At 59.6% G+C, this 12,468-nt stretch carries 15 protein-coding genes; 8 read left to right on the plus strand and 7 right to left on the minus strand.

The features are described 5' to 3' along the window. The 3 genes from pgeF to lgt all read right to left on the minus strand — a co-directional run. On the minus strand, positions 1-607 hold a 607-nt coding region (pgeF, locus tag AC6RA8_RS17215), incomplete at its 3' end, for a peptidoglycan editing factor PgeF (RefSeq protein ID WP_500354297.1). After that, entirely contained in the window at positions 604-1,665 is a 1,062-nt protein-coding gene (locus AC6RA8_RS17220) for a class I SAM-dependent methyltransferase (protein WP_500354299.1), read from the minus strand. The genes AC6RA8_RS17220 and pgeF, both read right to left, overlap by 4 nt. Beyond that, positions 1,662-2,558 carry a prolipoprotein diacylglyceryl transferase gene (gene lgt / locus AC6RA8_RS17225; RefSeq protein WP_500354301.1) on the minus strand — a complete coding sequence of 299 codons (897 nt, stop codon included), beginning with the start codon at positions 2,556-2,558 and terminating at the stop codon, positions 1,662-1,664. Before lgt ends, AC6RA8_RS17220 begins: the two co-directional genes overlap by 4 nt. Before the next feature lie 96 nt (positions 2,559-2,654). Between lgt and AC6RA8_RS17230 the strand changes: the two genes are divergently transcribed. Then, positions 2,655-2,894: an accessory factor UbiK family protein gene (locus tag AC6RA8_RS17230; protein WP_189369483.1), complete on the plus strand. Its 240-nt coding sequence runs from the start codon at positions 2,655-2,657 to the stop codon at positions 2,892-2,894. Between the two features lie 221 nt (positions 2,895-3,115). Next, positions 3,116-3,439, plus strand: coding sequence for a hypothetical protein (locus tag AC6RA8_RS17235; RefSeq protein ID WP_500354303.1), 324 nt, complete (start codon positions 3,116-3,118; stop codon positions 3,437-3,439). Positions 3,440-4,029: 590 nt separating this feature from the next. Here AC6RA8_RS17235 and AC6RA8_RS17240 read toward each other — a convergent pair. Beyond that, positions 4,030-5,124: a Hint domain-containing protein gene (locus tag AC6RA8_RS17240; RefSeq protein ID WP_500354305.1), complete on the minus strand. Its 1,095-nt coding sequence runs from the start codon at positions 5,122-5,124 to the stop codon at positions 4,030-4,032. Between the two features lie 551 nt (positions 5,125-5,675). Between AC6RA8_RS17240 and AC6RA8_RS17245 the strand changes: the two genes are divergently transcribed. The 5 genes from AC6RA8_RS17245 (at position 5,676) to AC6RA8_RS17265 (ending at position 9,643) form a co-directional block, all read left to right on the plus strand. Then, entirely contained in the window at positions 5,676-6,176 is a 501-nt protein-coding gene (locus tag AC6RA8_RS17245) for a type III secretion system chaperone family protein (RefSeq protein WP_500354306.1), read from the plus strand. Between the two features lie 29 nt (positions 6,177-6,205). Further along, positions 6,206-7,018 (plus strand): pyrroline-5-carboxylate reductase, encoded by an 813-nt coding sequence (gene proC, locus AC6RA8_RS17250; protein ID WP_500354308.1) that lies wholly within the window; start codon positions 6,206-6,208, stop codon positions 7,016-7,018. Further along, positions 7,011-7,349 carry a tRNA-binding protein gene (locus AC6RA8_RS17255; protein WP_500354310.1) on the plus strand — a complete coding sequence of 113 codons (339 nt, stop codon included), beginning with the start codon at positions 7,011-7,013 and terminating at the stop codon, positions 7,347-7,349. Before proC ends, AC6RA8_RS17255 begins: the two co-directional genes overlap by 8 nt. Next, complete coding sequence (locus tag AC6RA8_RS17260; RefSeq protein WP_500354311.1) at positions 7,349-8,299, plus strand: 2-hydroxyacid dehydrogenase; 951 nt, start codon at positions 7,349-7,351, stop codon at positions 8,297-8,299. Before AC6RA8_RS17255 ends, AC6RA8_RS17260 begins: the two co-directional genes overlap by 1 nt. A gap of 378 nt (positions 8,300-8,677) precedes the next feature. Continuing rightward, positions 8,678-9,643: a glycerophosphodiester phosphodiesterase family protein gene (locus AC6RA8_RS17265; RefSeq protein ID WP_500354313.1), complete on the plus strand. Its 966-nt coding sequence runs from the start codon at positions 8,678-8,680 to the stop codon at positions 9,641-9,643. A 50-nt stretch (positions 9,644-9,693) separates the two neighbouring features. Here the strand turns inward: AC6RA8_RS17265 and arsH are convergent, their stop codons facing one another. Both arsH and AC6RA8_RS17275 read right to left on the minus strand, forming a co-directional pair. After that, complete coding sequence (gene arsH, locus AC6RA8_RS17270; RefSeq protein ID WP_500354315.1) at positions 9,694-10,413, minus strand: arsenical resistance protein ArsH; 720 nt, start codon at positions 10,411-10,413, stop codon at positions 9,694-9,696. Then, on the minus strand, positions 10,400-10,855 hold the full coding sequence (locus AC6RA8_RS17275; protein WP_189369492.1) for a hypothetical protein: 456 nt from the start codon (positions 10,853-10,855) through the stop codon (positions 10,400-10,402). The genes arsH and AC6RA8_RS17275 overlap by 14 nt, the downstream gene beginning before the upstream one ends. A gap of 428 nt (positions 10,856-11,283) precedes the next feature. On the opposite strand from AC6RA8_RS17275, the gene AC6RA8_RS17280 reads away from it, so the two are divergent. Further along, entirely contained in the window at positions 11,284-11,865 is a 582-nt protein-coding gene (locus AC6RA8_RS17280; protein ID WP_500354317.1) for a thymidine kinase, read from the plus strand. 16 nt (positions 11,866-11,881) lie between these two features. Here AC6RA8_RS17280 and AC6RA8_RS17285 read toward each other — a convergent pair. Then, a partial coding sequence (locus AC6RA8_RS17285) for a helix-turn-helix transcriptional regulator (RefSeq protein ID WP_500354319.1) occupies positions 11,882-12,468 on the minus strand: 587 nt, incomplete at its 5' end.

The following is a 12,468-nucleotide window of genomic DNA, read 5'->3' on the forward strand; positions in this document are numbered from 1 at the left end:
GCCCGTATCCCGGAAGGTCGAAATGCATCCGATCCCCGTCGCCGCCCGCGAAAAAGCGGGTGTTTTCCGGATCCTCGTCCAGAAAGATGTCAAAGAATTCCGGCCCGACCTCGTAAGCACGTTGGCTGATGGTGGGGCCAATGACCGCGTGGATGTTTTCGCGCGTGGCGCCAAGGGTGACCATGGCGTCAACCGTTGCCTCCATGATCCCGGCCTGCGCGCCTTTCCAGCCTGCATGTGCGGCACCGATGACCTGTGCCTCGGCATCTGCGAACAAAACCGGCTGACAGTCCGCGGTCAGCACGGACAGCGCCAGACCCGGTGTTGTCGTGACCAGCGCATCCGCCTTGGGTTTTGGCTCGGGCGCGGTTGTGACGTGAATTGCTTCGCCGGAATGAACCTGGTGCACCCCGGCCAGCTTGTCAGGGCCGACGTCCATTGCTTCAGCCACGCGACTGCGGTTGATTGCCACGATTTCAGTCTGGTCCGAACTGCCCACGCCGCAATTGAGGCCAGCAAAGATGCCCGAGGATGCGCCTCCCTTGCGGGTGAAAAACCCGTGCCGGACAGGTGCCAGGCTCTCGGCAGTCAGAATTTCCAACGTCATCGTTCCAGTCCGGGCGGTGGTGCGGCAGCGGTTGGGAAAAGCCCCAGAATCTTGAACAGGTTTCCCATTTCATCCGGATGCGTCAACCGTCGATGTGCCGCAATGTGAGCGTCCAGTGCGGAACCGTCCAGTTTTGCGGCCAATGCCTGCGCACGCGCCGTGATGCCAAGCCGTTCGAGGAACACACCCTGAGGGGTGATCCGGGAAAAGGCGGCCGGGCTGGCGGCCTGTATCAGCGCTTCAAAATCCACGTGGGCTGTCAGATCGGCCTGCCCGGGATCGGTCAGCGGGTCGACGGTTTTGTGGTTTTGCAGGGCCTGCAAGGTGTCGCCCAGTGACCGCCAGTCGCCGTAGTCGATGATCAGCGCGATACCGCCATGTGTCTCGATCCGAGCGCTGATGGCCGACATGATCGGCGCTGCCGACGGACACATCTCGACCAGCTGGCCGTCTTCTGTGTCTTCCAGCCGATGCTCCAACATGGCTTGCGGGGCGGCGGGCGACAGGCCGAAGGACAATGTGTTGTCGCTAAGGCCCACGCATCTTTCGCGCCAGCCCGTGCCATCGCGCTGGAACTGCCGCACTGGCAAGGCGTCGAAAAACTCGTTTGCGACCAGCCAAAGCGCGGTGTCGGGCAGATGATCGACACTGTTGGCATGAGTGATGTCAAACCCGTCGAGGGTCTTGCGCTGTACTTCTTGCAGCGTGGGCGATGCCTCGATCAAAGTGATCTGTGCCGCGTCATGAAATCCAGGCACCCGCGCGGTTGCGCGCAGGATATCGGCCATCAAGGTGCCGCGTCCCGGTCCAAGCTCTGCCAGAGTGAACGGCGCAAGCGCGCCCTGATCCAGCCAGCTTTGGGCCAGCGACAGGCCCACAAGCTCTCCAAACATCTGGCTGATCTCGGGTGCTGTGGTGAAATCACCCGCGGCGCCCAGCGGATCACGGGTGATGTAGTAGCCATGCACGGGATGCAGCAGCGCCTCGGCCATGTAGTCCGCGACGGTGATCGGCCCATGCGTCGCGATGCGCGCGATCAGGCCGTCCTTCAGGCTCATGCCGTAGCCGCAACCCGACGGCGGGCGCGGGTGATGAGCCATAGGCCCAGCAGGATCATCGGCAGCGACAGGATCTGGCCCATGGTCAGGCCATAGCCGCCCATATGCCATGCAAGGCCCAGCGGATTGCCCTCGGAAATGAATTGCGCGTCGGGTTGGCGTACAAATTCAACAAGGAACCGGCTGATGCCATAGCCCGCAAGGAACACGCCCGTCAGCAGGCCGGGTTTCTTGAACCCATGCCGCCGCCACGCCATCCACAGCAGAACGACGAGCAGGACAAAGCCTTCCAGGAATGCTTCATAAAGCTGCGACGGATGCCGCGCGCAGGCTCCCACTATGTCGGGACAAAACTGAGCCGCCTGTCCGGGAAAGACCACGCCCCACGGTACCTCGGTCGGCCGTCCCCACAGCTCGGCATTGATGAAATTCGCCATCCGACCCAAAAGCAGACCGGGCGGTGTGCCAATCGCCACCGCATCGGCGGTGGTCAAAAGGGGCAGTTTGTGGCGGCGGGTATAGAGCCAGAACGCGAGGATCACGCCCAGCATACCGCCATGAAAGGACATCCCGCCCTCCCAGATCGCGATGATGGAGAGCGGATCGCTCAGATACGACCCCGGCTGGTAGAACAGCACATAGCCCAAACGCCCCCCCAACAGGACACCCAGAATGATCCAGGTCAGCATATCCTCTGTCTGGCCGGGGCTCAGCGGGGGTGTCTGGTTCGGCCACAGGCGCGGGGCCTTCAGCGCCATCACCACCAGCCGCCAGCCGATGATGATGCCCACGATATAGGCCAAAGCATACCAGCGCAGGGCCAGTTCCATGCCGAAAAGCGAGATCGAGAAGATCTCGGGCGAAATGTCGGGGAAGGGGAGTGCGCCTGTCATCTGCGTCTCAATGCCTTTGCTTGGGGGGCAGGTCAACCTTGCCTCGCCCCGCGTCTGTGCCCATATAGGCAACAGGTTTCAAAGGAACACGACATCATGCAAGCACGCGGCAAGATTTTCGACGACATCTCGCAATTGATGACCAATGCGATGGGCGTGGCCCAGGGTGCAAAGGACGAGGCCGAGACGGCGATGAAATCCATGATGGACCGCTGGCTGGCGGATCGCGATTTCGTCACGCGCGAAGAGTTCGACGCGGTGCGCGCCATGGCGCAGAAAGCGCGGGAAGAGAACGAAGCGCTGAAGGCACGTATCGAGGCACTTGAAGGGAAGTAAGCCTTCCCCATGTCCGACACGTTGAACGCCCGGCTCTTGCCGGGCTTTTTTGTTGCCGCATGGCGCATGACCGCGCGTGTTCCCTTTGGATACCCGCTGGCAGTCGTTCGCTCGCATCCACGGTCGGGGATGGTCACACGCGCCGCACGCTGGGCAAAGGGCAATACCGTGATAAGCTGTCTGAGAGTTGTGCGACCAACAGCCTGAGAAGTGGATCCGAAATGTCCTTCAAAATCCCCGCCCTTGCCGTTGTCCTTTCGCTTTTGGCGACCAGCGCCATGGCGGACCTGATCGTGATCAACGGGCGCTACATCGTCGACAAGGACAGCGTGCGCGCCTACTTCTACCGCCAACGCGATAACCGCACGGTTTTTGACGTCCGGTGGAGCGATTGGTCCACGCAGTATCGGTGCAACGACGAATACGACCGCACCCGGGTCGAGGCCGCTTCCCTCAACCTTGTGCTGCAAATCGGCGACGCGCGCGCACTGGATTTTGGGGAGTTCCTGAACAACGAAGGCTTTGAAGGCTGCGAGAAATTCTAGGGCGCGCCGCTCGCAGGCCATGTGTGGAGGTCGCGAGCCGTTTGTCGCACGTGTTTTCGATTTGGGCTGAGTGTTGGCTGCAATCGACCCGCCGGATTAGGCCCATGCCGACCATTTAAACCACGACAGTCTGTGGCCGTGTGCAGCCTATGTGAGTGAGAGGGCTGAAACAGCCAGCTCAGACGTCCACCACATGCTTATCGGTTCTCTTCAATTTGAAAGAGGGCTGCCAAATGAAACCGCTTTTGCATGCCACATCGTAGCTGGCTCAGGTTGACACACAGGACATACTGGAAGTGCATTGTTTCACCCGCAAAAGGCAACTCAGGACGTACCATCATCTTTTCTTTCCGCCATCTTTCGGTGCCCCTCTTGCTGGCAATATCGGTCAGCTTGTTCGCCGTTAATCGCATTTGGCCAATCAATCGCACGATCCCATAACACGTAGTCATGTGAATAGAGTTGGCACGAGACGAAACCTTGGCTGGTTTTCACCGTGACTGGAGTGGTTTCAAACTGGTCGGGGGTAAGTTCACATCCTGCGACAATGGCCGGAAGGCACATGCACCAAATGATCCTTTTGGGTGAGATCATTGAAGCCTCTCTCTGCCAGGGTCTTGATCCCCGGAACGCCCAACAAAAGGGTGCTTTGATACAAGCCTGTCTTCGAGTGACTGTGCAGAGCTGGTTTTCTGAAAAGCATCTGAAGAGACGGCAGGGTCGGTCGAACGGGCTCGTTTGCGTTCGGCATCAATGACGTAATCCTGCAAGACAAGACGCGCGACCATCTCCGCCTCCCAGCCTTTCAGGGCAGGACGGGCTGCAATTGCTTCGTCGGAGTCTTCAATGGCCTTTTCGTATTCAACCAGACCACCGGCACTGATCATCGCTTGGGAGCCGGGTTGCAGGCTCTCTGACCAAACGCCATCCGACAGGATCAGCTCATGGTTGTCCAACAAGAGGTGGTAATAGGTGACCATCGCGTCGGGCTCGGGCCGCGTGACAGTCGACGCATTTAGAAATGCTTTTGCTGGCACAAGAACTTCACTCTGTCCGAAATGCACCTCTGGCACGCTTCCAAAGATGAGAATGCGGTGCTGAGAAGAGAGTCTTAGGGAACTCTCATTGCCAATGGCATTTGGTGCAAAGCAAACCGGAGCGTACTTTGGTTCTCGAGCCATCATTTTTTGCGAGAAATACGACTTTGCAATCCATTTGATAGGTTGCATCCCGTTGTCGCGTGTCAGAACGCGTTCACCAACACTAATCTTTTCGATCGGTTTGTATCCGTCTTTTGCCGTCAGAATGCGAGTGCCTTTGACGAAGCAGATCGGTATGAAGTCTTCTACAATCGTGACATTGTTTGCCGTGATCTGGATGTTTCCAACGATGCCGCCGGTTTGGTTCTGTAGGAAGAAGAATTGTGTCTCGGCTGGCGGCGTCTCATTGCCTCCCAAAGGCAAGGAACCGTTTGATATCAAACTGAAACCGGGTGGAAAGTTCAGCACGACAGTTTCGATCTGCCCATCGCTGGCGGCACCGGCAGGCCCTTGTATATTGATTGTCAGCGCATTGACCGTCGGCGGCAGATCGATTGTGCCCGTGAATTGATTGTCTTCACCATTGGTTGGAAATTGGAACGTGTAGGATCCAGGAGTATCTATCGTGTCTGTGAATGTAGCCATCAGTGCCCCCACTCTGAAAACAGACTGTGTTGCACTCGAGAGGTCTAACGCGTCGACTGCCCCGGGCCTTTTTTTAAAGTAAGCCAGAATTCTACTTTAGCGGGAAGTTAAATTTTCTTACTCCCGGCTCATATGGCGAAGTTTCGCCAGTTCGAGAGGGAAGCTGCAGGATAGTTCTTCCTCGGGTGCCTTTAAAACAGGCATCGCTTTGTCCGCACTCAAAATGAAGCACAGCTGGACCAGCGCCTTCGGCACGAGTCGAGTCCGGACAGCGATCTGAGTGAGTGGCGGTTTCGTCCACGCATCTGCCATTCCGTGCGACCAAGCGTCGGTAGGCTGTGCGTCCTTCGCACTGCTCGCCCATCTTGCCCCTGAATCCATCATATCCCCAACTTATTGGGCTTATCCCCAAATAAAGGGTTGCCAGATGGCCGCACCCTCGTCACCATATCTTGTAGAGGCACGGGGGATCGCCCCGGTTTCTAGAGCAGGCACCTAGCGCTTGGGGCGCTGCCAGCCCCCCGCGCTACTAGCGAATAAGAGGTGGCACCATGGCACTTTCCGAGCAGTTCCTGGAAGATGAGATTCATCCTATCGACATCGTCGAGCATCTGGCCGAACACCACGAATGGGATTTCGACCGCATCGCCGACGACCAGATCGCAATGGCCGTCGAAGGACAGTGGCGCACCTACTCCATCACGCTCGCATGGTCCGGCTATGACGAAACGCTCCGCATGGTCTGCACCTTCGAAATGGAGCCGCCAGAGGAGAAACTCGGCGGACTGTACGAGCTTCTGAACCACGTGAATGACCAGTGCTGGGCGGGGTCCTTCACCTATTGGGCAGAGCAAAAGCTGATGGTCTATCGTTACGGCCTTGTTCTGTCGGGCGGCCAGATGGCAAGTGCCGAACAGATCGACACCATGATCGGTGCCGCGGTGATGAGCGCTGAGCGTTACTATCCCGCTCTGCAGCTTCTGGTCTGGGGGGATCGGACACCCAAAGATGCGATGCAGGTCGCTATTGCGGAGGCTTATGGCCGCGCCTAACCTGCGCCCCTGAACGAACGGGGGATTTCATGCAAGACAGTCGGATTGCAGCCCGGGGCCTCGTGCTTCTGGGCTGCGGCAAGATGGGATCGGCGATGCTCGCCGGATGGCTCGAACGGGGCCTGCCTGCCACCTCGGTCTGGGTGCAAGACCCAGCGCCTTCGCTTTGGGTCCATGGCTCTGGCGTGCATGTGAACGCCGAATTGCCCGATGATCCTGCCGTCATCCTAATCGCTGTGAAACCCCAAATGATGGGTGACGCTTTGCCCGCCATTGCTGCCTTTGGTGGTGGGGACACGGTATTTGTGTCCGTGGCCGCAGGCACGCCCTTGTCTGCGTTCGAAGAGGCCTTTGGCACAACCAGTCCCATCGTTCGCGCGATGCCCAACACCCCCGCCGCCGTGGGGCGTGGGATCACGGCGATCTGTGCCAATGATGCCGGACAAGGGGCTCTGGACGAAGCCGATATGCTGCTCTCAGCCGTGGGTGACGTTGTGCGTCTGGACAGCGAAGAACAGATGGATGCGGTCACTGGCGTGAGTGGCTCCGGTCCGGCCTATGTCTTTCATCTGATTGAAACGCTGGCCGCTGGCGGCGTGGCGCAGGGTCTGCCCGAGGATTTGGCGATGCAGCTGGCGAAGGCGACGGTGGCAGGGGCCGGGCATTTGGCGATGGAGGCGGATGAGGATCCCTCGCAATTGCGCGTCAACGTCACCAGTCCGAATGGGACAACGCAGGCAGCACTTGAGGTTCTGATGGATGAAAAGGCAGGCTTTCCCAGCCTGTTACCGCGCGCTGTTAAAGCAGCAAGTGAACGATCCAAGGAGTTGGCCCGTGGCTGAGATTTCATTTGATGAATTCATGAAGGTCGACATCCGCGTGGGTCGTGTGGTGCGGGCCGAACCTTTCCCGGAGGCGCGCAAGCCCGCCATTAAGATGTGGGTCGATTTCGGCGGCGACCTGGGGGAACGCAAGACCTCGGCGCAGGTGACGGTGCACTACGATCCCGACGCGCTGGTGGGCCGTCAGGTGATGGCGGTGGTGAATTTCCCGCCGCGTCAGATCGGGCCCTTCATGTCCGAGGTTCTGGTCCTCGGGTTCCCTGATGACAACGGAGACATCGTGCTGGCCACACCCGACAAGGATGTGCCTGTCGGTGGGCGGATGCATTGATGAAACTGTGGATCACACGCCCTTTGCCCGACAGCGTGGTGCGGGCTGCACAGGACCGATGCGATGTGGAGGTGCGGACCGAGACCCTGCCTTTGACAACGGAAGAGTTGCGGCGCGCGTTGACCGATTTCGATGTGGTTCTGCCGACTTTGGGAGATGCTTTCTCGGCCGACGTGTTCGCCGATGTTGCTGAGCCGCGTTGCAAGCTGCTGGCGAACTTTGGCGTTGGGTACAACCATATTGATGCAAGCGCCGCGCAGGCCAAGGGGATCGCCGTCACCAACACGCCCGGTGCCGTCACCGATGCGACGGCGGATATCGGGATGATGCTGATCCTGATGTCAGCCCGCCGTGCGGCAGAGGGCGAGCGGCTGGTACGGGCGGGCGCGTGGCCCGGCTGGCATCCAACGCAGATGCTGGGCCTGCACATGAGTGGCAAGCGGGTCGGCATCGTGGGTATGGGACGCATCGGGCAGGCCATTGCGCATCGGTGCCATTTCGGGTTCGGCATGGACGTGGCGTACTTCAACCGGTCTCAAAAGAACCTCGGATTCCCGGCCGAGCGGGTCAAGGAACTGCCCGACCTTGCGGCGTCCGTCGATGTGCTGGTTGTCGCTGTCCCCGGGGGGACGGACACGCACCACTTGATTGATGCACATGTGCTCGGGGCGATGCAGGAACACGCGCATCTGGTCAATATCGCACGCGGGGACGTGGTGGATGAGGCCGCTTTGACAGCGGCACTGGAAGCTGGGTCCATTGGAGGCGCGGGGCTGGATGTTTATGAACATGAACCGCAGGTGCCCGACGCCCTTCGGGCCTTGGACAACGTGACGCTGCTGCCGCATCTGGGCACTGCCGCACTTGAGGTGCGCGAGGCGATGGGGCTGATGGCGGTGGAGAATATCGCGGCGTTTCTGGACGGAAAACCGCTGCCAAACGCGGTCTAGGGTGATTTGTCCCCGCGGGGACAAGGTGTTCGGTCGCTTTGGCCATTCTTCACTTTTTTCGTTTCTGTGCCTGAGTTCAGTCGGTTGTCTGCCGCACGGTCAGGAAGGACGAATTTAACCACGTGCGACGCATCCTGCTTCCCGGCGGCGGGCAAGCTTCTGAAAAAGGCGCAGCCATTTCTGCACTGATCGCCGTTGCATCAGAAAAACGGCTGTCGGAAACCGTGACCGTGAGGCCGTACATCGTCCAACTGCGACCCGCCATTCGTGCTTGTGTAATGGCGGTCCGGCGTATCCTTGCTGTCGGCGCTGACAGGTTGGGTTTCGACATTTCAACATGTTGGCGCGCGCTCTAATGTTCGGGCCATGGGACGGACAATGAAACGACTTGCCAGTGTGGTTTTGCTTCTGGTCCTGGGTGTGTGGGCCGCGAACACATCGCTATTTGTTTCCGGGGTGGATCAGCACCAGACCCGCGTGATCGCGCATCGCGGGGTTCACCACATTTACGCTGGATCCGACAGGTCGGGTGATGCCTGCCACGCCTCACCGGTTGAGCCCATTGAACATGCCTTTATCGAGAACACGATCCCCTCCATGCAGGAGGCCTTTCGCCTTGGCGCGGATGTTGTGGAGATCGATATTCACCTGACGCCTGACGAGGTGTTTGCCGTTTTCCACGATTGGACCATTGATTGCCGCACCAATGGAGCGGGCGTCACGCATGAACAGAGCCTTGCTGCGCTTCAGGCGCTTGATATCGGCTATCGGCTTGATGACGGCACCGGCACCTATCCCTTGCGGGGAAATGCGGCTGGCCTCATGCCGTCTCTGGACGAGGTATTCGCAGAGGCCATGGATGGACAATTCCTGATCAACTTCAAAAGCCGTCGTCGCGCGGAAGGCGTGGCGCTTGCGCAGATGTTGCAACGGCCTGAGGTCCGCGGGCAGGTCTATGGTGTCTATGGCGGGCAGAGACCGACACGGGTGACACTGGGGGCCGTTCCGGACCTACGCGGGTTTGACAAGGCCGGGTTGCAGGATTGCCTTGTTCGGTACCTCGCATTGGGGTGGAGCAGCTATGTTCCGGAAAGCTGCCGCAATGCGATTGTCATGGTGCCGCAGAACTATGCGGGCTTTATGTGGGGATGGCCGCATCGCTTTACCCGTCGGCTGGAGGCGGCGGGAACCGATGTCATTCTGGCCGGTGCCTATGACGGGTCGGGTTTTTCCAGCGGGATTGATGACGCGGAAAGCTTTGCAAAGGTACCGGACGCTTTTGATGGCTATGTGTGGACCAACCGGATTGAGTTGATTGGCCCGCTCAATGAAGCCAGGCGGTAGGGATGCGACGTCATTGAACCATCGCCAAGGGTGGCCCGGCTTTGTTAGCGTCACAGCTTTTTCAGTGACACCCGCTTGTGCACGTCTTCGACGCTTTCGACCCGTTCGGAATATCGATCAACGAGGTAGTCTTTGCGACCGCGCACCATCCACGTGAATTTCACCAGCTCTTCCATCACGTCCACGACCCGGCGGTAGAAGGGACCTTCGGGCAGGCGCCCGTCTTCGAATTCCAGCCATGCCTTCGCGATGCTGGACTGGTTGGGAATGGTGACCATCCGCATCCAGCGCCCGAGGATACGCATCTGGTTTACGGCGTTGAAACTCTGCGATCCGCCCGACACCTGCATGACGGCCAGTGTCTTGCCCTGCGTGGGGCGGATGCCACCCTTGAGCGACAGGGGTAGCCAGTCGATCTGGGTCTTCATCAGGCCAGTCATCGCGCCATGGCGTTCCGGGCTGGACCAGACCATGCCTTCGGACCATGTGGTGAGGTCGCGGAGTTCGACCACTTTGGGTTGATCCGCCTCTGCATCATCGACAAGCGGCAAGCCGGACGGGTCGTACATCCGTGTCTCGCACCCGAGGTGGCGCAGGATGCGCGCCGCTTCCTCGGCCGCGCGGCGGGAATAGCTGACGTCGCGCAGAGAACCGTAGAGTAGAAGGATGCGTGGGGGATGGCCCGGATCATGAGGCGCACGCAGGGCGTCTGTATCGATCTGCGACAATGCCTCGGCCACGAGGGCCGGAAGATCGTCAGGCACTTTCATCCTCGAGATGCAGTTTCATGTCGATCAGGACCTGCTGCAGCAAGGTTGTTTCTTTGAGCAACCGCTTGGCCTCGTTGACGGTGATCACGCCATCTTCGATCGACTGCTGGTATTCGGTCATCAGCATGGCAAAGCGCTGGCTGAGTGCGATCACGTCCGAGTTCACGCCGCCGGGTCGGTCTGAATTAGGGCGGCGGTCATCGTGGCTGAGCGTGATGCCCTGCAGTTCGGCCAGTGCGCCGGTGACATGGGGGTAGCTTGCCGCTTCCTCCAGTGCGATCACCGCGTCCACGGGCATGAAGCGGTCCGAGTGTTCTTCGTTGTCGGAATAGTACCTGCCCAGGGTCGCTTTGGACTTTCCCGTCAGTTTGCATGCCGCTTCGATGCCGACATCCTTTACCAGCGACTCAGTGTGCTTCTTTAAATAGCTGCCAACGGTCATGAGCCCGCCCCCTTGATACGCAAATCCCCAGTTCAACCACCTGAGCGGGGGAACTTGGCCGATCTTTTCCCATTAATCGTCTAGCCATGAAATGTCATTTTTAAAAGCATCCCAGAGGTTTTCGGGATGTAACAAGTACCCGGTGCCCCCAAGTTCCGGGTTTGGGTGGGGTCTGCCACATCTTCTGTCCCGTGGGGGCGACAGGCCGATCTGACCGGCAGCAGGGGTGGTAGATCCGTCGGACGTTTAGTGTATCGGGAGGGGCATCATCCCCAAGTCGGGCGCGCGAGCACCCACGGCCCATCCCATTGTCACCCAGTGCCGAAGCGGCGCAGGGGCATGCGACGCAGGCAACAAGATCATGCGCGCGGCCCTTGCACCCACCTGGTGTCTTGCCCAGACATGCGAGCCAAATTATGCAGCCGCGCATGGCCAAGCTCTATTTCCACTACTCCACCATGAACGCGGGCAAGTCGACCGTGCTGTTGCAGGCTGCCCACAACTACCGTGAGCGGGGGATGGAACCCTACCTGCTGACCGCATCCTTTGACGACCGGGCCGGGGCGGGGCGTATCGCCTCGCGGATCGGGATCGGGGCAGAGGCTGACACGTTCACCAGCACCGATGATCTTTTTGCGACGCTTGTGGCGCGGCAAGCCAAGGGGCCTGTCGCCTGTGTCTTTGTCGACGAAGCGCAGTTCCTGACCGAGGATCAGGTGTGGCAGCTGGCGCGGGCTGTGGATGATTTGGGCCTGCCGATCATGTGCTATGGATTGCGGGTGGATTTTCGCGGCAAGCTCTTTCCCGGGTCCGCAACGCTGCTGGCGCTGGCCGACGAGATGCGCGAAGTGCGCACCATCTGCCATTGCGGAAAGAAGGCGACTATGGTGATCCGGCAGGATGCCGAGGGCCGGGCGATCACGGATGGCGCGCAGGTGCAGATCGGTGGAAACGAGACCTATGTATCGCTGTGCCGGCGGCACTGGCGCGATGCGGTTGGCGACAGCTGAGGGCTGCAGCTACACGCTAGCGCGGCAGGTCCTTGTAGGGGCAAACATCGTCTTCGAACGGCACATGCCGCCAGCGAAACGGTTCATCCTCAAGGCATTTGGGACGGCTGATGCGGTCCATTCGAAAGTGGCGGAAGTCGCCTCGTGCCGGGTCCCACGCCACCAGATACCACAACGGTTGCAGGATCAGCATGGCTTGCGGTTCGACCTTGCGCTGTGTCTTGTTCCCTTTGGCGTCGCGATAGTCGAACTGGATATGTACGCGTTTCAGGAACCCGGTTTCAAAGACAGGCAGCAGGTTGGCATCCATCGGCCCCAGATCGGACAGGTCCTGATGCGGTGACAGCTCTCCGATATGCAGGCAGTCCAGAAACCGCCGCAAATCACGGACCTTGTCGGATGGCAGTGACTTTTCGATCTTGGCCAGCCCCGCATCCGCCAGATCGGAAAAGGGCAGGTTCTGTGCGGCGCGCATGGCCGCCACGCTGATCAACAGGGCAAAGACCTCGGACACGGCAAGGCGGGCGGTTGTCTGCATGGCTTGCGGATCAAGCTGAATGCCACCCCCACGACCGCTTTCGGAATGGATGACAAAGCCTTCGT

This window comes from Tateyamaria sp., from assembly GCF_059783535.1.

Excerpts from the sequence above, each read along its gene's own strand:
- AC6RA8_RS17245 (WP_500354306.1), top strand. The coding sequence starts at position 5,676 with ATGGCACTTTCCGAGCAGTTCCTGGAAGATGAGATTCATCCTATCGAC.
- lgt (WP_500354301.1), bottom strand. The coding sequence starts at position 2,558 with ATGACAGGCGCACTCCCCTTCCCCGACATTTCGCCCGAGATCTTCTCG.
- proC (WP_500354308.1), top strand. The coding sequence starts at position 6,206 with ATGCAAGACAGTCGGATTGCAGCCCGGGGCCTCGTGCTTCTGGGCTGC.
- AC6RA8_RS17265 (WP_500354313.1), top strand. The coding sequence starts at position 8,678 with ATGAAACGACTTGCCAGTGTGGTTTTGCTTCTGGTCCTGGGTGTGTGG.
- AC6RA8_RS17280 (WP_500354317.1), top strand. The coding sequence starts at position 11,284 with ATGGCCAAGCTCTATTTCCACTACTCCACCATGAACGCGGGCAAGTCG.
- AC6RA8_RS17240 (WP_500354305.1), bottom strand. The coding sequence starts at position 5,124 with ATGGCTACATTCACAGACACGATAGATACTCCTGGATCCTACACGTTC.
- AC6RA8_RS17220 (WP_500354299.1), bottom strand. The coding sequence starts at position 1,665 with ATGAGCCTGAAGGACGGCCTGATCGCGCGCATCGCGACGCATGGGCCG.
- AC6RA8_RS17275 (WP_189369492.1), bottom strand. The coding sequence starts at position 10,855 with ATGACCGTTGGCAGCTATTTAAAGAAGCACACTGAGTCGCTGGTAAAG.
- AC6RA8_RS17260 (WP_500354311.1), top strand. The coding sequence starts at position 7,349 with ATGAAACTGTGGATCACACGCCCTTTGCCCGACAGCGTGGTGCGGGCT.
- AC6RA8_RS17230 (WP_189369483.1), top strand. The coding sequence starts at position 2,655 with ATGCAAGCACGCGGCAAGATTTTCGACGACATCTCGCAATTGATGACC.
- arsH (WP_500354315.1), bottom strand. The coding sequence starts at position 10,413 with ATGAAAGTGCCTGACGATCTTCCGGCCCTCGTGGCCGAGGCATTGTCG.
- AC6RA8_RS17235 (WP_500354303.1), top strand. The coding sequence starts at position 3,116 with ATGTCCTTCAAAATCCCCGCCCTTGCCGTTGTCCTTTCGCTTTTGGCG.